The organism is Clostridioides sp. ZZV15-6598 (assembly GCF_020657705.1).
Lineage (GTDB): Bacteria > Bacillota > Clostridia > Peptostreptococcales > Peptostreptococcaceae > Clostridioides > Clostridioides difficile_F.
Genome location: NZ_JAGWCS010000037.1, coordinates 1 through 15,902 on the forward strand (window position 1 = coordinate 1; position 15,902 = coordinate 15,902).

The window sequence follows — 15,902 nt, forward strand, 5'->3', positions numbered from 1 at the left end:
TCAGTATGGATGCTAGGATTAAATGCTGATGCAGTCTTACAAGGAGTGATTTGTTGGGGTATATCAATAGGTATAAATCAAACTTATAAACAGTTGAAGGAGGAAAATAAATAATGAAAATATGTATTACAGTAGGACACAGTATTTTAAAAAGTGGTGCATGTACTTCTGCTGATGGAGTAGTTAACGAGTATCAATACAATAAATCTCTTGCACCAGTATTAGCAGATACATTTAGAAAAGAAGGGCATAAGGTAGATGTAATAATATGCCCAGAAAGACAGTTTAAAACTAAATCAGAAGAAAAGACTTATAAAATACCTAGAGTTAATAGTGGAGGTTATGACTTACTCATAGAACTACATTTAAATGCAAGTGATGGTCAAGGAAAAGGCTCAGAGGTACTATATTATAGTAATAAAGGTCTAGAGTATGCAACTAAAATATGTAAGAAACTAGGTACAGTATTTAAAAATAGAGGTGCTAAATTAGACAAAGGATTATATATCTTAAATAGTTCCAAACCTACAGCAATATTAATAGAAAGTTTCTTTTGTGACAATAAAGAAGATTATGAGAAGTCTAAAAAACTTGGATATGAAGGTATAGCTAAGTTAATTGCAGAAGGTGTATTAAATAAAAATATAAGCAATGAGGGAGTTAAGCAGATGTACAAACATACAATAGTTTATGATGGAGAAGCTGATAAAGTACTTGCAACTGTACTTGGTTGGGGATATAATAACGCAAAAATATTAATATGTGATATAAAAGATTACGTTCCAGGAAGAACAGAAAACTTATATGTTGTAGGGGGAGGGGCATGTAGCAAGATAAGTTCTATTACTAAAGAAAAGTTCACAATGATAAAGGGTAATGATAGGTTTGATACACTTTACAAAGCATTAGATTTTATTAATAGATAGATTAGAAGGTAGCAACTAGTTAGTTGTTACCTTCTTTTTTAATATAAATTTAATTATTATCTTTAATTTTATCAATCAAATCATCTATTATTTTAAAAGTTAACTCGTCAGAGATAGATACATCATGCTCGTTAGAACAGTATTCTTTCACATAAACCTCGTATGTATCTGATAAAACATTGCTTAGATAAAAATCTACTTCCGTTTCATAATCTTCAATGTAATCCTCGTGGCATCCTTCATTAGTTTCGATTTCATACAATTCATTAACAATTTTTTCGATTTGTTGTTCAGTAACATTTTTCATAAAAACATCTCCTTTTTTATTTATTTTTTATCTTCTATAATAACATTAGGTTTACCATATAATTTTATCATGGCTTCTTCTGTTATAAGCCAATTACTTCCACTTTTTCTATAATGTACACCTTCAATAAGATTGTTTTGTCTTACGACACTTCTTAATGTGCTTTCGCCTAGTCCCCATATAGAAGTTGCTTCTTTAAATGTAAATACTTTATATTGCATTAATTCATCTATTTTATCTATTTCACGTTCAATTCTGTAATATTGATTTCTTACTATATATACATAATAATCTTTATTTAAGTAATCTTGTATTTCTTTAATAGATAACCATTCGCCCTCTAATTTGCTATAGTTATTCCTTGAAGCGAAATAATCTGATATATTGCAAGCGTCAGATAAATTTTGTGCTTTTCTTAAAATTACTAAAAAATCCTCTTTATTCTCTTTTCTAAAGTTTAAATAATCATTGTAAGTATTAACAAATATATTAATGTCGTTACTTTCAGCAAAAATAGATTTTTCAACGTATTCTTCATATGCTTTACTTAAACCTTTTATTGAATATTCTCTCAAATTATCATCATCCTCAAGGTAATCAAAAGCACCAAGACAATTCGTAAAGTCATTTAATACATTTTTTGCATTTTCTAAATTAAGTTCTTTAAACATATATACCACTCCTTTTATCAACGTTTACGTTGTTGTTTATATTTATATAATAACATTCAACGTTTACGTTGTCAATATATTTTATATTTAAAAAGTAAAAAAATAACTCCTAACAGAAATAGTTCACCGACAGTTGTTATAATTAAATTATAGAAAATTAATATATATAGAAAAGGGGTTTATAAATGGGGAAAATAGATAACGCTTTTAAAATTATAATACTTTTAAGAAAAAACGAAACATTAAAATCGGGTGAAATCTCTGATATATTAAACATATCTGAGAGACAAATAAAAGAATATGTACATCAATTAAGATTGGCAGGAATTGATATAAAATCTAAGCCTGGGGTTACAGGAGGCTACCATATAGATAAATGCCCGTTTTGCAATGAATAGAAAAGACAAGAAAACTACAAAATAAAAAGAGTGTAGATATAAAAAACAAACTTTATTTCTACACTCTTTTTATTTTGTAGTTAATAATTAATAAAAAAATATTAATAAATTATTATATAATTTATATATAATTATTTTATTAATCTTATATAAATTATTATATAATTATTTTTCTATTTTTCTACCCCTACCCTTTTTTCTCTTATCATAAGACTTCGCTAGTTTTTCAACATCTTCGCTACCTTCTAAATCTGTTCTAGTTGCACTTATAACAGGTTTTAAAACATCTAATACTAACTTATTAATAGTAGTTTTTTTAATCTGTGCTACAGCCTTTAAAACGTTTATATCTTCGCTTTCAAAGTATATAGACACAGATTCTTTTTTTACTTCTTCATTTTCTTTTACTTCAAGCAGAGAGGTAACTATACTGTTAGAATTTTTTTTAAAAGTATCTTGTATTCTTTTTTCTGTAATATCTCTATAATCAATTTTATTTTCTTTTTCTTCTAAATCAAATTTCATTTTTATAATATTCCCCTTTCAGAAAGTTCGTTCATAAAATTTTTAAATTCTTCTCTTACTTTATGCGCTTTTTTAATTTTTTTACAATGTTCTTCTATATCTGTTTTATTTAAAATTGCATTTTTAACAATCGTACCCTCGCTTATTCTCGTATTTAATAGAACTTTTTTTATATCCTCGTATCTTTCTAATTGTTTGTTAAACTCGTCGCCTGTACTAAGTTTTCTACTTGTATATCTATTTACAACTATAGCTTTTTTAACATTGTTGTCTATTTCTAATTTTTCCAAGTCTTCTTTAAACTTAGTATAGAAAAGATTGCATCCTCTTATACTTGCTATATCTTGATACTCAAGAGGGGTAATAATGCTATCCGAAATTAATAAAAAGTTACGAGTAACAATATCATAAGAAGGAGACAAATCTATTAAAATATAATCATATTCTCTAAGTGTTTCTATGTTTTTAGCGAACCATCTGTAAACCGCTTTTTCTCTATTTGTTTCAGTTACCAACAGTTCTCCTAGTACACAACATTCTAATTTACTACCAATTAAATCTATATTATAAAATTCCTTCAATGGCGATTTAATTATAATATCTTTTGCTTTTGCTTTATATGCTAATGCTTCAAACATAGTGTCGCCCTCGAATAATATATCGTGTATAAATTGCGTTGTATTCGCTTGAAAATCTCCGTCTATAACCAAAACTTTTTTATTTAATTTAGATAAATACATTGCTGTTAAAATTGTTAGAGTTGTTTTACCGACTCCGCCTTTTACGTTAAAAATAGAAATCGTGTTAAGGTTTGTACTCAATTAAATTACCCCCTTTTATTTTTATATAATACTTATTATATCATACATTCCGCAATTTTGCGGATATTTAATAATTTATTTTTAATTTTATATAGATTAATATAAGATTAATTTATTATTCTTATATTAATTAATAAATTAATCTTTTAGCATTTATTAATTAATTAATATATAATTTAAATAAAAATATTTTTAAATTCTTATACTAATTACTTATTATTTTTTTTAATCTTTTTATTAAAATTAATAATATATTCTTATAATAATCTTATTTTAATCTTTTATACTATCAAAAAGGAGATTGAACAAATATCCAATCTCCTTTCAATTATTCTTCTTTAATTTTTATAGTTTTTAATAAAAAAATACAACTTTTAAAATATCCTAAAACGGTGTAAAAATGTATCTTTTTATAAAATTTGTGTTATAATAAAAGCAAGAGAACTGTATTCTATGTCTTAAGAGTAAAGTTTTCGTCTAAAGTAAAAAATTATCTAGACTTTTTGAACTTAATTTTTAAGTTAAGTTCCCAACCACTCTTTCGCACAGAGTGGTTTTTTACTTGTCTAAATAATTTACTGATTAAATAGAATATCAAACTAGCAATAACACCAGCTAATATGTTAAGTAAAAAATTATCCATACTCATCACCTCCCTTCAATTGTTGGGAGGATAATCTTTTGTGTATAGACTCCACTCTTTTAAAATACAGATTGCTTTCTCTTGCTAAAATTATTATAACATATTTTAATAATCAACTAATAAACTAATTCATCTTTGAACTTCATTTCGCTTTTACAAGTTTTATAAACTGATGTACAACTCTTGCAGTCTTCTAATGCTCTATGAGAACTATAATTCAATCCTAACTCTTCATGTAAAGAAGGTAAAGAATAACTTTTTAGTTTTTTACCCTCATAAGTTCTTATGTACTTTCTTGATAAAGTTAATGTATCTACAACCTTATTAGTAATCTTTTTATATCCATTCTTATATAATTTATCTAATATAAATTCCATGTCAAAAATGGCGTTATGAGCTATAAGAGTATAATCACCTATAAAATTCAAAAAATGCGGAAGTACTTCTTCAATGCTTGGAGCATTAGCAACATCTTCGTCTATTATTCCTGTTATATCAGTTATTTTTTTTCTTATACTTTTACGTGGCTTTACAAATGTACTAAAAATTTCACTTGGTACATCCCTTTCGAATTTGATAGCAGCTATTTCAATAATATCCTCTTTTGAAGCATCTAAACCAGTCGTCTCTAAATCAAAAACAATGTAATGTTCTAAAACTTTATTTTTAGAATTTGTAAATTTAATAAATTTTTCGTACTCAATTTCCTTTTGACTTTTAAAAGAACTAATTATATCACTAGAAAGTTCTTTGTTAAAATCATATTGTTTTGCAATATCGAACTCAGTTAGAGCTGGCTCTTTTAATGTTTTTAAAAATTTCTTTACTGAATTAAACACAAAGTCATTCCCCCTTTACATTTTAATTATAAAAAATAAGACTTAGTTTGTATACTAAGTCTTAGTAAAAATTAACATTTCAGAAAAATTATTTCTAAAATTTAATTTATTTTTTTAAAAAAGAGTGTATTTTTTTATAAATTAAATGTGATATAATTAATATCAAGATGAATAGAATTTTTAAATTAGATTTTTAAAATACAAAAAATAAAATGAGGAATACTCAATTGCCGTCAAACAAACAGTATTCCTCGACCACGAGGCTAAGCCTCTTATTAAGGATAATATATCCTTGTTTTTCTATACTTATATTTATATTATAAGATAAAACATAGAAAAGCACAAGGTTTTTAAGGTAATTTTAATAGTAAAATTATTACAAAAAATCAAAAAAAAGAGTGTTAGCCTCCAGGCAAAAATGGAGGGATATAAGTGGAAAATATTAATGAAAATAATATAGATGCGTTATTTTTACAAGAATGTAATGCAGAAAAAGCGGAGAATGAAAAAGACAATTATTCAAAATTTAATAGACATGAAATACATGAAATAGAAAAATATATAAATGAAAAGCCTATAGGGATTAAAACAGCTATAGCCAATTCTACAAGTGGAGGAAAAACCTTATTTGTTGCACCAACAGGAGCAGGGAAAAGTTATAGCTTTATAAATACATTAAAGAAATTAAAAACTAAAGCATTGTTTATACTTCCTAATGCTTCAAATGTAGAGCAGGCAATGCAAGAATATCGTATACCAGGGGCATACGATAAAATCCCTGCTAATGAAGCGTTTAAAAATGGTAATTTAATCGTTATGACTTGGGATAAAACTGAACAGCTTATAAACACAGACTTAAGTGAATATATAATTGTAATTGATGAAATACATCAAACTTATACAGATGGTTATAGAGGAAAAGCAATAAAAAATCTAAACAATATAATGTCTAAATGCAAAGGAAGAATAGACATAACAGCAACACCGACAAAACTTGAATTTGAAATATATGACTACATAATAGAGTATACTCAGACCAAAAAAACAGAATACAATGTTAAATTATACAATAACTTTGATAATAAAAATTTTACTGAAATAATTAATATAATAAATAAGTCAAACAATAGTGCAATGCTGATGAATGATATAGCAACCCTTGAGTTTATAAGAGACTCAGTTAATAAAAACGCTGGAGTTGTATATGCAGATGGGAAAGAAGAAAATGAATTGTACAATAGAATAGTTAAAAATTCGAATATGGGAGACTATGAAACACTTTTAAATACAACAACAATTTTGGCTGGTGTAAATATAAATAACAAAGATATTACAGATATAATTATCGCTAATATAAAAGACGTTGGGGCTATAAAGCAATATGTTGCAAGGTTTAGAAACTTAAAAAAAGCAAATATACACATATTTAATAAATACGAGGAAGAATGTAATGTATACAAAATAGAGTGGCTAGTTAATAAAAATATAGAAAAAGCAACAATTTTAAAAGATGCTTATAATAAAGTATCTAAACACATGTTACAGTTTGAAACGATTGGAATAAATGCAACACCAATTCGCATGGACTCAAATGTCTACTACTGTACAAAAGATAATTGTTACAAAGTAGATAAACTATATATAAAAAGTCAAGTTTACAGCAACTATTACAATACAAGAACAGTACAAAGTTTTAAAGTTTTATTAGAAGAATATTTCGAGAATGTTAAAATAACTGATGCTAAAGAAATTGGCACAAATGAAAAAGAGTTAAAAGAATACAAGAAGGTTGCAAAAGAAATTAAAGATGCAACAAGAGAAATTTTAAAAGAACATAAAGAAATTCTAGTAGGCTACAGACAGATTAAAAGCGATTCTAAAAGTTTTTCACTAATGCAGTATCATAATGATATGAAACTGAGTTCAAAAGAGTGCTTAGAGGCTTACAGAGAGTATGACATACATAATTTAGTAAAGAAAAGTAAAAGTAATAGCATGTTAGAACTATATTCTAACTATGTACTAGATAATAAATTTGATTTAGACCTTGCTTGGAAACTAGCGAATACAGCAAATAGAAAGCGTGGAACAATATTTAACAAGATAAATACTTTGATATATAGAGAATTAAAAGAGGAATATCCAGATTTTTTAAATGATGAACTTATTCAAGTTACAGTATTTAATTATATAGATAAATTATTTGGAATTGGAACATCTTACACAGAACTACACTTACAGGAGTTGAGTAACGATTTAAGAATAATTTTAGGGGAAAATTGGGACTTAACAACTAAAAAAATGAGTATCATATTGAATGAAATTTTTATTATAGAAAAGAAAAAATATAGAGGTGTGAACAGTTTAGAAAATATCTTTTTTTATAAAAATACAAATCCTAAACTGTTCACACCTGAAGTTAAACAAATACAACTTAATAATATAAAAAGATATATAACTATAGATGACATAAAAAAAGATTTGGAATTAGATGAAAAAAATAAGAGTTTAGAAAATGCTATAAAACATACAAAAGATAGAATGTTAAACTCTTTAGATGAAGATGAAAAACTGTTGCTACTAAAAGGTTTTATATAAAAACAAATGGAGGAATGAATATGGAATTAAGAATTGAAATCATAGATAAATATGTGGCTGAGGCAAGTTATGAGTTATCAGAACTTTTAATTGATGCTTTTAATAAATATGATGAATTTGTTGAGGCTATAAGAGGTGGAGAAATTCGCATAGTCCCATTTAATTTGGGATTTCAAGCTTTGCTGGAAGAGGATTCTACTTATGATGAGTATGAATTTTATTACGATGATGAGGATGATAAATGTTTTTTTCATATTAAATATAGAAATGTTAAAGATGTTGAACTTTCAAGAGAACTTTTATTGGAACTTATAAAAGTCAATTTGCCAGCAGGGGTAGAATTGATTGCAAATGATTAGAAATTTGAATAAATAGAAAGTCGCAGGATTAGAATTTTTGACCCTGCGTTTTTTTATGTAAGAAAATTCAGTATTTTCAGTTTTGGAAATAATTTCCACTAGCAAAATTTGCTAAAAGGTACTATTATTGTAGTATAAGTATATAATTACGACAAAAAATCGTACATGTGTTCTTGAAAATGTTTTCAAAAGGGGGTATAATATTAAGTAAATGTAATTATTTAATTTTGTTCTTATTATTTATGGGGGGATTGAAATGGATATTGAATACAAAGATTTGAACGAATCTTCTGATTTTAGTGAGTTTGTTAATTTTATGCTTTATATTAAAGAGAATAATAAAGATGATTTTTTGTACATAAAAGGGGTTCTTTATGAATTAGAAAAAGAAGATAGATAATTTATCTATCTTCTTTTTTTGCTACTCAGAATCAAGCGACTTTTTCATTAATTTTATTATATATTCCCTTTTTTCTTGTGTTAGCTTAAAGTATAAATCTGCCATTTCTTCGATTTCTGGGTCAAGGTCTAAACCCACTAATGGGTCTATAAATTTTTTACCTGTTCCTTTTACTAACCAGTCTTTATTGACTTTGTAAACTCTGCAAATATCGTTTATGGCTCTGTCAGTTGGTATTCTATGTCCTTTTTCATATGATGCTATTTGGCTTTGGCTTAGATTTATTTTTTCACCAAAGGATTTTTGAGAAGCTTTTTCAAAACTTCTTATTTCTGCAATTCTTTTGCAAATTTCAGGGATTTTATTGCCTTCATTTATAATTTCTTTCAAAAAACACACACCTCCTTTTGTAATATTATAACATAATCATTATCACAAAGCAATGAAATGCGATTAAAAAAAATTCAATGCTATTATTTAAAGTGCAAAGTAATTAAATATATTGCAAAGTGGTAAAATATGTATTATAATTATCTTAAAGAAACGAAAAGGGAGGACTTAACATGGAGTATAGAGAGCCATACGAACAAAAAGAATTATTGGAATTTATTGAACTAGGTGAGGCTATATTGGAGAAAAGTCCGTTGAAATTTCAACGATTTATGGGACGAATGGAAGGAATAATTAATTGCTTGAATGATGAAGAAAAAGAAACTAAATAAAAAGTGTACTTGGCGGCTACACTAAAAATCTAATTTAAATAAAAAAACGAAAGGAAAAGGTGAAATTATGTATATTGAAAGTGTAGAAGAATTAAAAGAATTAATTGAACTTTTTAGAGTTGTCGAAGCAAAGAATGAAAATGTAGTTGTATTTGGAGAGGTTGAAAGCTTAGACTCTTGTACAGAAGAAAATGCAAAGAAAGCATTAGATATATTAAGCAAACATAATCAAGAAACTGAGAGCAAAAAAGAAAATAAAGATTTTATAGAATTTAAAATATGGACTAATGAAGTTGAAGAACGAGAGGAGATATTTACTGACATTGCTTGTTGTGAGAAATGCGGAAGAGTATTTTCGAACTCTGAGGAACTAACCTCGTTTCCTGTGTTAACAAACTATGATAGGAAGCGAAGTGTTTTTGAACAGTTGGAAACTGTTGCTATATGCCCGAATTGTTTAATGGATATGACTAGAGTATATGAATCACCATTTTAGTTACAAAGACTAGGAACAAAAAGTAACAATGTTAGTCGTCAAGTGCGTTTTTAATAACATTGAATTAGTTAAAATAAGTATCTTAACATATGTAACCAGGAGTAAAACAAATGAAAAAGATTTCAGAAATGAGTATGCTGGAAAAAGCTGATTTTATTAGAAATAGACAAATAGAACTGAAAAAGAAATATCAAAGCAAATCTAAAGGAGAGTTATTTAATATAGCTTGTAGGGAGATAGAAGAAAAAGAAAAGCGTGAAAGGGGTGTTTTGATTGCTAGGTTATAAACTTGTAAGAATTGATGAGTTTTTAAAACTTAAAGAAGAATTAGAAGTAAAAAAAGATGAATTGAAATTTAAAGATGAAGAACTTAAAAAACGTCTTGGAGAACTTTCTGAACAATATTTATCTAAAGCAAGTTTGTATATGAATTTAGGAATGACTAAAATGGAAAATGAATTTTATAATTCAATAATTGAGAAATTATTTGATAAAGATTTTAAGAAAGCTATCAGTATAGTTAATAAAACTAAAAAACTTAGGATAAAGAATAAAAAAGCAACTGAAATATTACTTAGAGTCAATAATGAAGAAAAAATAAAAGAATTTCCTTGTAGGAATAAATAAGGAGAATATCTATGAAAAAAATAGAATTAGATGAAGCAATAAAGATAACACAAAAAGATATAAAAGAGCTAAATGGTTACTCAAAAGAAATAAAAAATTGCAAAAAAGTAAAAGTTACAATTATTAAAAACGACGGAACTAAAGTACCTATTCTTTTTTCTAATAAATTATTATATGACTTTTTGAAGAGTGGTTTTGAAATAAGTTTTAAATCAATGTGTGAAGAAGCTAGTGAAACAGAAAAAGAGTTACTTAGAATAAAAAAGAGAAGTGTTAAAAAATGAATAAAATAAATGTTACGCAAGCATTAGAAAAATTTGATAGTTTATTAGATAAATATAATGACTTACCCGATTATGCCTATACACTTGAATACAGATGTAAATTTTATGAATGGATTAGAATGCTTGAAAGAAAAAAAGAGCTTAAAAATTACAGAATAGTTGAAGTTTTAACAGCTGAAAGAAATAGGGAAAAAGCTCCATTTTGGAACTAAATAAGGATGTGGAGAAATGAGCAGGAAAGGGAAAGTTTTAAAAATCTGTGGTTGGTGCGGAAAAACATTTCTCTCCAGTAATAATGGAAAAATAGCTTATTGTTGTGAGGAGTGCAAGGGAAGAAAAAAGATGATGAAAAGGAGAAAATTGAAAATGGGAAATAATTTTTGGTGGGCTTTAAGTGGTTTTGAAGAAGCGAAAAAAGTTGTTATAGGGGAAAGTATAAAAGATTTAGGAAATGTTATAAATGAAATTGAGAATGAAGTAGAAGAAGTTAAAATTTTAATTATTAAGAAAAATGGTGATGAAAGGTGTATTGATTTTAAGCATGATGGATATATGAAAAAAGTTGTAAATGACATGGTGATTAGAGGTTTTAAAGAAGTAAAAGCAATACATGAAGAAATTTTAGAAGAAATATAAAAAGGGGAGGTCTAAAAATGAATTTTAAAATGATTGCTAATGTGCCGGAAAGTTGGACGGTTCAAAAACAATTTGAAAAGGTGCTAGAAGAAATTTTGGAACTTAAGGAAGCTATTGCACTGGATGATAATAAAAAGATATTAGAAGAAGGATTGGACGTTTTTCAAGCAATTCTCACTTTATTTAAAATAATTGGCATACATAACATAAGGGAAGGACTAAAAGAACATAACAAAAAGCTTAGAAAAAGGAAATGGAAATTAGAAAAAATAAATTAAAGTTAAAAGTATATATTGATAGTATTCACTTTAATTATTAATTATATATGGCAAAAAACTTTATATAAATAGATTTTATTTAAACTTAAAAAAATGAAGTCTTATAACAAAAAAACAATATAAGAATACAGAATATTTTGAATAATATAGAACGCTTGGAAATGCTACAAAATGCCTAACTAGTCCCCAAACCTTAATTTAGGGAATAGTATATTGTTTTTAAATGAAAGGGGGGTAAAATGATTGGTTGAATTAAAAAAAGAGTATATTGACAAAACTATAAAGCTTTTAGATGGAGTTAGAGAACTTAAAGTAAGAAAAGAAGTTTTAAATGATGAAATAGAATTTCTTAAAAAGAATGAAAAGCTTAGTAGTATAAATTTTAATGAGCTTGGGTTTCCGGTACGCTCCGGGAATTATGGCATAGATGACATGATTATAAATTCGCAGGAAAAAATTTATATAAAAGAGACTGAAATTGAAATTATAGATAGTAGAATAGAAATGATTAATATTTACATGAAGAGATTGAGTGAAGAAGAGCAGGAAATTATAAGCCTTAGGCATTTTGATGCAAAAGTAAATTCCTACGGGGAAATTTCTGAATTATTAATGGTTTCTAAAACGGTCATTCAAAGGAAATATACGGATGCTTTGAGGAACATTACATTGATGAAATACGGAGAAGAAGCGAAAAAAGATAGGGAATAAAAAGGACTAAAAAAGGTCAACACAAAACTCTTATTACAGGTTATAATTGTATTGTGGAAAATTAAATATGTTTTCACTTCAAAAGCTTATGAGGAAAGAACTCATGGGCTTTTTTTATTCTCTTTTGAAAGGGGGTATTTTGATTAGGAGTAAAAAGAGCATCAAAGCCTATTAAGCGTACTCAAGAAGTGCTGGATATTCAAGATTATCTAAGATGTAAAAGTTACAGAAACTATGTTATTTTTATGCTAGGGATAACGACAGGATATAGGGCGGGGGATTTAGTTAAGCTAAAAGTTAGAGACGTAAAAGAAGCTTTAAGAAGGCAAGAATTTACCATTATGGAAGGTAAGAAAGCTAATAGTAAAAATATTAGAGAAAAGAACAGGAAACCTCGTACGGTTGAAGTAAGACCCAAAATTGCACAAATATTAAAGAAGTATATAAAAGGTAAACATGACTATGAATATATGTTTATATCAAGGAAAAAAAAATATCCTCATATTGGTGTTGAAGCTGTTAGCAAAGCAATAAAAGAGGCAGGAGAATATTTTGGCTTATATGATATAACAGCACATAGTATGAGGAAAACTTATGCTTATAAAATTTATATTGATAGTGGAAAAGATATTGTTGCAGTCAAAGAATTGTTAGGTCACTCTTCAATAGAAGAAACAAAAGAATATCTAGGTTTAGATAAAGAATTGTATCATCATTACAGTGAGTCATTAGACGACTTTGTAAGGTGATATTTTTTTATTTGTCTGTTTGAATGTCTAAAAATTTGGTGTAGTGATATTCAAGGTATCAAAATCGCTATATAAGAAGTAGGAAAAAAATAAATTGAATGTCTGGTTCTCTAAGAAAATAAGACGTTCAAATGAAGAAATACGAATTATATTTAGATACATTTTAATAATATTCGTATGAAAAAGAGGTGTTTTAATGAAAGAAATAGAGTTAGATGACAAAGAGATTAAACTGATTATTTCAGCATTAGATTTAAAAGTTTCTCGAGACTTAGACAAAGTTTATAATAATGTTCCATATCCTTTCAATGAAAAAGAAAAAATTAGAAGGAATGTAATAACTATGGAATTTTTAGTTGATAAGTTTTTAAGGAAGCTTGATAAGGCAGAGTGTGAGGAAGCAGATAAAGAAGCTTTAGTTGTAGATTGGAATATAGAAGAGCTTAAAGAAGTACTTAAAGAAGCTATTGATGGAGTGCTTACTAATGGCTAGAGAATTTAGTAGAAGCTTTTATAATAGCAAAGCTTGGAAGGAGTGTAGGCAATCAATTATTAAGAAACATCTAGGCTTGTGTGCTGAGTGTGGGAAGTTAGGAGAAGAAGTTCATCATATAAAATATTTAACTCCTGCTAATATACATGATGTTGAGATAGCTTTAAGTGAGGATAATTTGATATTGCTATGCAAAGATTGTCATAGCAAAAAGCATAAGAGTAAGAAAGATATTACTAGAGCAGGATTAAAATTTAATGAAAATGGGGAATTGATTTCGAATTAGAAAAAAGTAGTATATCCCCCCCTAAAAACGACCCTGGGGGCTGATTTCAAATACCGATGTCCCCACATCAATTTTCCTCCGCGTGGAAAAATCAGAATGGGAGGGGGGTTATTTAAAATAATTTACGAACAATTAGAAAAAGAAAAAAAGATAAAACAAGAGGTAAGCAGATTAAAGAAGAACTACAAAGATTTAGAAAAAGAAAAAGTTAAGATTTTAGATGGGTTAGTAAATGAAGCGGCTTTCTTGAAAATATCTTTAGAAGAGACCAGGGAAATTTTGATAAGAGAAGGTTTGACAGAAATTTTTAAGCAAGGTAAGCAGGAGTTTGAAAGGGAGAGGCTTCAAGTTAAGATATATTTAAATTTTATGAAACTTTACTCTAGTGTTATGAAGCAACTAATTGATATTATTCCAAGTGATATAAAACAGGAGGAAGAGGATGAACTTATTGAGTTTATAAAAAAAGGTAGACTTAATAAATGACCTATATTGAAGAGTATTATCAAAAAATATTAAGTGGAGAAATAGTTGCTTGTAGCAGGATTAAGCAAGTATATAAAAAGCTTGTTCACGACTTATATAATCCAAAGGATGGCTGGGTTTTTAATGAAGAGCTTGCGAATAGACCTATTGAGTTTATAGAGGCATTTTGTAAGCAAGCACAAGGCAAATTAGGTGAGCCTTTAAAACTTGAGTTGTTTCAGAAAGCCAAGCATCAAGCTGTTTTCGGCTTTGTTGATAAAGAAACACGATTTAGAAAATATCAAGAAGTGTTAGATATTCGAGGTCGTAAAAATGGCAAGACTACAGAATTGGCAGCAGATGAATTATTTATGTTAATTGCAGACAATGAAGGTTCTCCAGAGGTTTATAATATTGCAACTAAATACGAACAGGCACAAAAAGGGTTTAAAGAGTGTTACAAAATGGTACAGCAATCTAAAATTTTATCTAAGCATATTAAAAAAAGAAAATCAGACCTCTATTTTCATGCTAACTATGGTTTTTTGCAGGCACTTGCTAGTAATAGTAATGGGCTTGATGGATTAAACTCACATATGGTAACCATAGATGAATTAGCAGCTATAAAAAATAGAGATATTTACGACTTAATGAAACAGTCTATGGGTGCAAGAAATCAGCCCCTTTTAAATTGCATTACTACAAATGGTTTTGTTAGAGAAGGTATTTTTGATGCGCAATATGAGTATGCTTGCAATGTCTTAGATGGAAAAATAAAAGATGATAGGTTTATAGCTTTTATCTATGAGCTAGATGATAAAGATGAATGGGACAGAGAAGAATGCTGGATGAAAGCCAATCCAGGTTTAGGTACTATAAAAAAACTTGATTTTTTAAGAAATTGTGTTAAAAAAGCCAAAACAGACCCAAGTTTTAAACCTACCGTTATGGTAAAAGATTTTAATATGAAAGAAAATTCTGCTACTGCTTGGTTAAGATGGGATGAGTTAAATAATGAAACTAAATTTAATGTAAATGAAATGGAATTTAGATATGGCATAGGTTGTTTTGACTTAGCTGAAACTACAGACCTAGCATCTGCTAAAGTTTTATTAAAGAAAAGATATGATGATAATATCTATATACTTTCTATGTATTGGGTTCCATCTGAGCGATTAAAACAAAAAACTGATGAAGATAAAATCCCGTATGATTTATGGGAAAAACAAGGTTTACTAAGGGTATGTGAGGGAAATAAAATAAACCCATATGACATCTTACAGTGGTTTAGAGAAATCAAAGAAGAGTATGACATTTATATTTCATGGATTGGGTTTGACCCTTGGCATGTTGACTCTAGTTTGCTTTTAGCTTATGAGAATGAGTTCGGAAAGGATTCTATGATTAAGGTTAGGCAAGGGGTTTATACTTTATCCGCGCCTATGAAGGAACTACGGGCCGATTTAAAAGCTAACAAAGTTATTTATAATAATAACTCTATTGATAAATGGTGTCTTAGTAATACAGAAATAAAAACAGATATAAATGGGAATATACAGCCAATAAAAGGTATGGACAGAAGACGACGCATTGATGGAGCTGTCTCTTTAATTATAGGCTATGTTGTTCTGAAAGAAAAAATGGCAGAATATGAAAACATGATTTAGG

Annotated in this window: 27 protein-coding genes; 20 read left to right on the plus strand and 7 right to left on the minus strand. The window is 27.5% G+C overall.

Annotated features, from left to right (window positions below; translation table 11 throughout):
- Positions 1 to 9 precede the first annotated feature (9 nt).
- Positions 10 to 114 carry a phage holin family protein gene (locus KGF50_RS09265; protein ID WP_227847826.1) on the plus strand — a complete coding sequence of 35 codons (105 nt, stop codon included), beginning with the start codon at positions 10 to 12 and terminating at the stop codon, positions 112 to 114.
- Positions 114 to 926 carry an N-acetylmuramoyl-L-alanine amidase gene (locus KGF50_RS09270; RefSeq protein WP_227847777.1) on the plus strand — a complete coding sequence of 271 codons (813 nt, stop codon included), beginning with the start codon at positions 114 to 116 and terminating at the stop codon, positions 924 to 926. The genes KGF50_RS09265 and KGF50_RS09270 overlap by 1 nt, the downstream gene beginning before the upstream one ends.
- 49 nt (positions 927 to 975) lie before the next feature.
- Here the strand turns inward: KGF50_RS09270 and KGF50_RS09275 are convergent, their stop codons facing one another.
- Both KGF50_RS09275 and KGF50_RS09280 read right to left on the minus strand, forming a co-directional pair.
- Positions 976 to 1,233 (minus strand): hypothetical protein, encoded by a 258-nt coding sequence (locus KGF50_RS09275; protein ID WP_227847778.1) that lies wholly within the window; start codon positions 1,231 to 1,233, stop codon positions 976 to 978.
- A 20-nt stretch (positions 1,234 to 1,253) separates the two neighbouring features.
- Complete coding sequence (locus KGF50_RS09280; RefSeq protein ID WP_227847779.1) at positions 1,254 to 1,904, minus strand: helix-turn-helix domain-containing protein; 651 nt, start codon at positions 1,902 to 1,904, stop codon at positions 1,254 to 1,256.
- Positions 1,905 to 2,089: 185 nt separating this feature from the next.
- On the opposite strand from KGF50_RS09280, the gene KGF50_RS09285 reads away from it, so the two are divergent.
- Entirely contained in the window at positions 2,090 to 2,302 is a 213-nt protein-coding gene (locus tag KGF50_RS09285; protein ID WP_227847780.1) for an HTH domain-containing protein, read from the plus strand.
- Positions 2,303 to 2,467: 165 nt separating this feature from the next.
- Here KGF50_RS09285 and KGF50_RS09290 read toward each other — a convergent pair whose 3' ends face one another.
- The 4 genes from KGF50_RS09290 to KGF50_RS09305 form a co-directional block, all read right to left on the minus strand.
- Positions 2,468 to 2,827 carry a hypothetical protein gene (locus tag KGF50_RS09290; RefSeq protein ID WP_227847781.1) on the minus strand — a complete coding sequence of 120 codons (360 nt, stop codon included), beginning with the start codon at positions 2,825 to 2,827 and terminating at the stop codon, positions 2,468 to 2,470.
- Positions 2,828 to 2,829: 2 nt separating this feature from the next.
- Positions 2,830 to 3,648, minus strand: coding sequence for a ParA family protein (locus KGF50_RS09295; RefSeq protein ID WP_227847782.1), 819 nt, complete (start codon positions 3,646 to 3,648; stop codon positions 2,830 to 2,832).
- A gap of 490 nt (positions 3,649 to 4,138) precedes the next feature.
- On the minus strand, positions 4,139 to 4,291 hold the full coding sequence (locus tag KGF50_RS09300) for a type I toxin-antitoxin system toxin (protein WP_227847783.1): 153 nt from the start codon (positions 4,289 to 4,291) through the stop codon (positions 4,139 to 4,141).
- Between the two features lie 116 nt (positions 4,292 to 4,407).
- Positions 4,408 to 5,130 (minus strand): 3'-5' exonuclease, encoded by a 723-nt coding sequence (locus tag KGF50_RS09305; protein ID WP_227847784.1) that lies wholly within the window; start codon positions 5,128 to 5,130, stop codon positions 4,408 to 4,410.
- A 432-nt stretch (positions 5,131 to 5,562) separates the two neighbouring features.
- On the opposite strand from KGF50_RS09305, the gene KGF50_RS09310 reads away from it, so the two are divergent.
- The 3 genes from KGF50_RS09310 to KGF50_RS09320 all read left to right on the plus strand — a co-directional run bounded on the left by KGF50_RS09310 (position 5,563) and on the right by KGF50_RS09320 (position 8,487).
- Entirely contained in the window at positions 5,563 to 7,728 is a 2,166-nt protein-coding gene (locus KGF50_RS09310; protein ID WP_227847785.1) for a DEAD/DEAH box helicase family protein, read from the plus strand.
- 20 nt (positions 7,729 to 7,748) lie between these two features.
- On the plus strand, positions 7,749 to 8,087 hold the full coding sequence (locus KGF50_RS09315) for a hypothetical protein (protein WP_227847786.1): 339 nt from the start codon (positions 7,749 to 7,751) through the stop codon (positions 8,085 to 8,087).
- Positions 8,088 to 8,343: 256 nt separating this feature from the next.
- The gene (locus KGF50_RS09320; RefSeq protein ID WP_227847787.1) at positions 8,344 to 8,487 is read left to right on the plus strand and encodes a hypothetical protein; all 144 of its coding nucleotides are present in this window, start codon (positions 8,344 to 8,346) and stop codon (positions 8,485 to 8,487) included.
- A gap of 21 nt (positions 8,488 to 8,508) precedes the next feature.
- Here KGF50_RS09320 and KGF50_RS09325 read toward each other — a convergent pair whose 3' ends face one another.
- Positions 8,509 to 8,886 (minus strand): helix-turn-helix domain-containing protein, encoded by a 378-nt coding sequence (locus KGF50_RS09325; protein WP_227847788.1) that lies wholly within the window; start codon positions 8,884 to 8,886, stop codon positions 8,509 to 8,511.
- Between the two features lie 164 nt (positions 8,887 to 9,050).
- Between KGF50_RS09325 and KGF50_RS09330 the strand changes: the two genes are divergently transcribed.
- The 14 genes from KGF50_RS09330 (at position 9,051) to KGF50_RS09395 (ending at position 15,901) form a co-directional block, all read left to right on the plus strand.
- Positions 9,051 to 9,209 (plus strand): hypothetical protein, encoded by a 159-nt coding sequence (locus tag KGF50_RS09330; RefSeq protein ID WP_227847789.1) that lies wholly within the window; start codon positions 9,051 to 9,053, stop codon positions 9,207 to 9,209.
- A gap of 67 nt (positions 9,210 to 9,276) precedes the next feature.
- The gene (locus KGF50_RS09335) at positions 9,277 to 9,705 is read left to right on the plus strand and encodes a hypothetical protein (protein WP_227847790.1); all 429 of its coding nucleotides are present in this window, start codon (positions 9,277 to 9,279) and stop codon (positions 9,703 to 9,705) included.
- Positions 9,706 to 9,815: 110 nt separating this feature from the next.
- On the plus strand, positions 9,816 to 9,992 hold the full coding sequence (locus KGF50_RS09340; protein ID WP_227847791.1) for a hypothetical protein: 177 nt from the start codon (positions 9,816 to 9,818) through the stop codon (positions 9,990 to 9,992).
- The gene (locus KGF50_RS09345; RefSeq protein WP_227847792.1) at positions 9,979 to 10,332 is read left to right on the plus strand and encodes a hypothetical protein; all 354 of its coding nucleotides are present in this window, start codon (positions 9,979 to 9,981) and stop codon (positions 10,330 to 10,332) included. The genes KGF50_RS09340 and KGF50_RS09345 overlap by 14 nt, the downstream gene beginning before the upstream one ends.
- 11 nt (positions 10,333 to 10,343) lie before the next feature.
- Positions 10,344 to 10,616 carry a hypothetical protein gene (locus KGF50_RS09350; RefSeq protein ID WP_227847793.1) on the plus strand — a complete coding sequence of 91 codons (273 nt, stop codon included), beginning with the start codon at positions 10,344 to 10,346 and terminating at the stop codon, positions 10,614 to 10,616.
- Positions 10,613 to 10,828, plus strand: coding sequence for a hypothetical protein (locus KGF50_RS09355; RefSeq protein WP_227847794.1), 216 nt, complete (start codon positions 10,613 to 10,615; stop codon positions 10,826 to 10,828). The genes KGF50_RS09350 and KGF50_RS09355 overlap by 4 nt, the downstream gene beginning before the upstream one ends.
- A 16-nt stretch (positions 10,829 to 10,844) precedes the next feature.
- Complete coding sequence (locus KGF50_RS09360; RefSeq protein ID WP_227847795.1) at positions 10,845 to 11,252, plus strand: hypothetical protein; 408 nt, start codon at positions 10,845 to 10,847, stop codon at positions 11,250 to 11,252.
- 17 nt (positions 11,253 to 11,269) lie between these two features.
- Positions 11,270 to 11,530, plus strand: coding sequence for a hypothetical protein (locus KGF50_RS09365; RefSeq protein ID WP_227847796.1), 261 nt, complete (start codon positions 11,270 to 11,272; stop codon positions 11,528 to 11,530).
- 243 nt (positions 11,531 to 11,773) lie between these two features.
- The gene (locus KGF50_RS09370; protein ID WP_227847797.1) at positions 11,774 to 12,241 is read left to right on the plus strand and encodes a hypothetical protein; all 468 of its coding nucleotides are present in this window, start codon (positions 11,774 to 11,776) and stop codon (positions 12,239 to 12,241) included.
- 188 nt (positions 12,242 to 12,429) lie between these two features.
- Complete coding sequence (locus KGF50_RS09375; protein ID WP_227847798.1) at positions 12,430 to 12,990, plus strand: tyrosine-type recombinase/integrase; 561 nt, start codon at positions 12,430 to 12,432, stop codon at positions 12,988 to 12,990.
- Between the two features lie 196 nt (positions 12,991 to 13,186).
- Positions 13,187 to 13,483 carry a hypothetical protein gene (locus tag KGF50_RS09380; RefSeq protein WP_227847799.1) on the plus strand — a complete coding sequence of 99 codons (297 nt, stop codon included), beginning with the start codon at positions 13,187 to 13,189 and terminating at the stop codon, positions 13,481 to 13,483.
- Complete coding sequence (locus KGF50_RS09385) at positions 13,476 to 13,769, plus strand: HNH endonuclease (protein WP_227847800.1); 294 nt, start codon at positions 13,476 to 13,478, stop codon at positions 13,767 to 13,769. Before KGF50_RS09380 ends, KGF50_RS09385 begins: the two co-directional genes overlap by 8 nt.
- A gap of 96 nt (positions 13,770 to 13,865) precedes the next feature.
- The gene (locus KGF50_RS09390; protein ID WP_227847801.1) at positions 13,866 to 14,255 is read left to right on the plus strand and encodes a hypothetical protein; all 390 of its coding nucleotides are present in this window, start codon (positions 13,866 to 13,868) and stop codon (positions 14,253 to 14,255) included.
- Positions 14,252 to 15,901, plus strand: a complete 1,650-nt coding sequence (locus KGF50_RS09395) for a terminase TerL endonuclease subunit (RefSeq protein ID WP_227847802.1) — start codon at positions 14,252 to 14,254, stop codon at positions 15,899 to 15,901. The genes KGF50_RS09390 and KGF50_RS09395 overlap by 4 nt, the downstream gene beginning before the upstream one ends.
- The last annotated feature ends 1 nt before the right edge of the window (position 15,902 follow it).

What these genes read in the sequence shown, in the direction of transcription:
- KGF50_RS09355 (WP_227847794.1), top strand. Translation starts at nt 10,613, where the DNA reads ATGAATAAAATAAATGTTACGCAAGCATTAGAAAAATTTGATAGTTTA.
- KGF50_RS09300 (WP_227847783.1), bottom strand. Translation starts at nt 4,291, where the DNA reads ATGGATAATTTTTTACTTAACATATTAGCTGGTGTTATTGCTAGTTTG.
- KGF50_RS09290 (WP_227847781.1), bottom strand. Translation starts at nt 2,827, where the DNA reads ATGAAATTTGATTTAGAAGAAAAAGAAAATAAAATTGATTATAGAGAT.
- KGF50_RS09395 (WP_227847802.1), top strand. Translation starts at nt 14,252, where the DNA reads ATGACCTATATTGAAGAGTATTATCAAAAAATATTAAGTGGAGAAATA.
- KGF50_RS09285 (WP_227847780.1), top strand. Translation starts at nt 2,090, where the DNA reads ATGGGGAAAATAGATAACGCTTTTAAAATTATAATACTTTTAAGAAAA.
- KGF50_RS09275 (WP_227847778.1), bottom strand. Translation starts at nt 1,233, where the DNA reads ATGAAAAATGTTACTGAACAACAAATCGAAAAAATTGTTAATGAATTG.
- KGF50_RS09280 (WP_227847779.1), bottom strand. Translation starts at nt 1,904, where the DNA reads ATGTTTAAAGAACTTAATTTAGAAAATGCAAAAAATGTATTAAATGAC.
- KGF50_RS09315 (WP_227847786.1), top strand. Translation starts at nt 7,749, where the DNA reads ATGGAATTAAGAATTGAAATCATAGATAAATATGTGGCTGAGGCAAGT.
- KGF50_RS09360 (WP_227847795.1), top strand. Translation starts at nt 10,845, where the DNA reads ATGAGCAGGAAAGGGAAAGTTTTAAAAATCTGTGGTTGGTGCGGAAAA.
- KGF50_RS09390 (WP_227847801.1), top strand. Translation starts at nt 13,866, where the DNA reads ATGGGAGGGGGGTTATTTAAAATAATTTACGAACAATTAGAAAAAGAA.
- KGF50_RS09265 (WP_227847826.1), top strand. Translation starts at nt 10, where the DNA reads ATGCTAGGATTAAATGCTGATGCAGTCTTACAAGGAGTGATTTGTTGG.
- KGF50_RS09350 (WP_227847793.1), top strand. Translation starts at nt 10,344, where the DNA reads ATGAAAAAAATAGAATTAGATGAAGCAATAAAGATAACACAAAAAGAT.
- KGF50_RS09330 (WP_227847789.1), top strand. Translation starts at nt 9,051, where the DNA reads ATGGAGTATAGAGAGCCATACGAACAAAAAGAATTATTGGAATTTATT.
- KGF50_RS09385 (WP_227847800.1), top strand. Translation starts at nt 13,476, where the DNA reads ATGGCTAGAGAATTTAGTAGAAGCTTTTATAATAGCAAAGCTTGGAAG.
- KGF50_RS09335 (WP_227847790.1), top strand. Translation starts at nt 9,277, where the DNA reads ATGTATATTGAAAGTGTAGAAGAATTAAAAGAATTAATTGAACTTTTT.
- KGF50_RS09320 (WP_227847787.1), top strand. Translation starts at nt 8,344, where the DNA reads ATGGATATTGAATACAAAGATTTGAACGAATCTTCTGATTTTAGTGAG.
- KGF50_RS09380 (WP_227847799.1), top strand. Translation starts at nt 13,187, where the DNA reads ATGAAAGAAATAGAGTTAGATGACAAAGAGATTAAACTGATTATTTCA.
- KGF50_RS09270 (WP_227847777.1), top strand. Translation starts at nt 114, where the DNA reads ATGAAAATATGTATTACAGTAGGACACAGTATTTTAAAAAGTGGTGCA.
- KGF50_RS09365 (WP_227847796.1), top strand. Translation starts at nt 11,270, where the DNA reads ATGAATTTTAAAATGATTGCTAATGTGCCGGAAAGTTGGACGGTTCAA.
- KGF50_RS09340 (WP_227847791.1), top strand. Translation starts at nt 9,816, where the DNA reads ATGAAAAAGATTTCAGAAATGAGTATGCTGGAAAAAGCTGATTTTATT.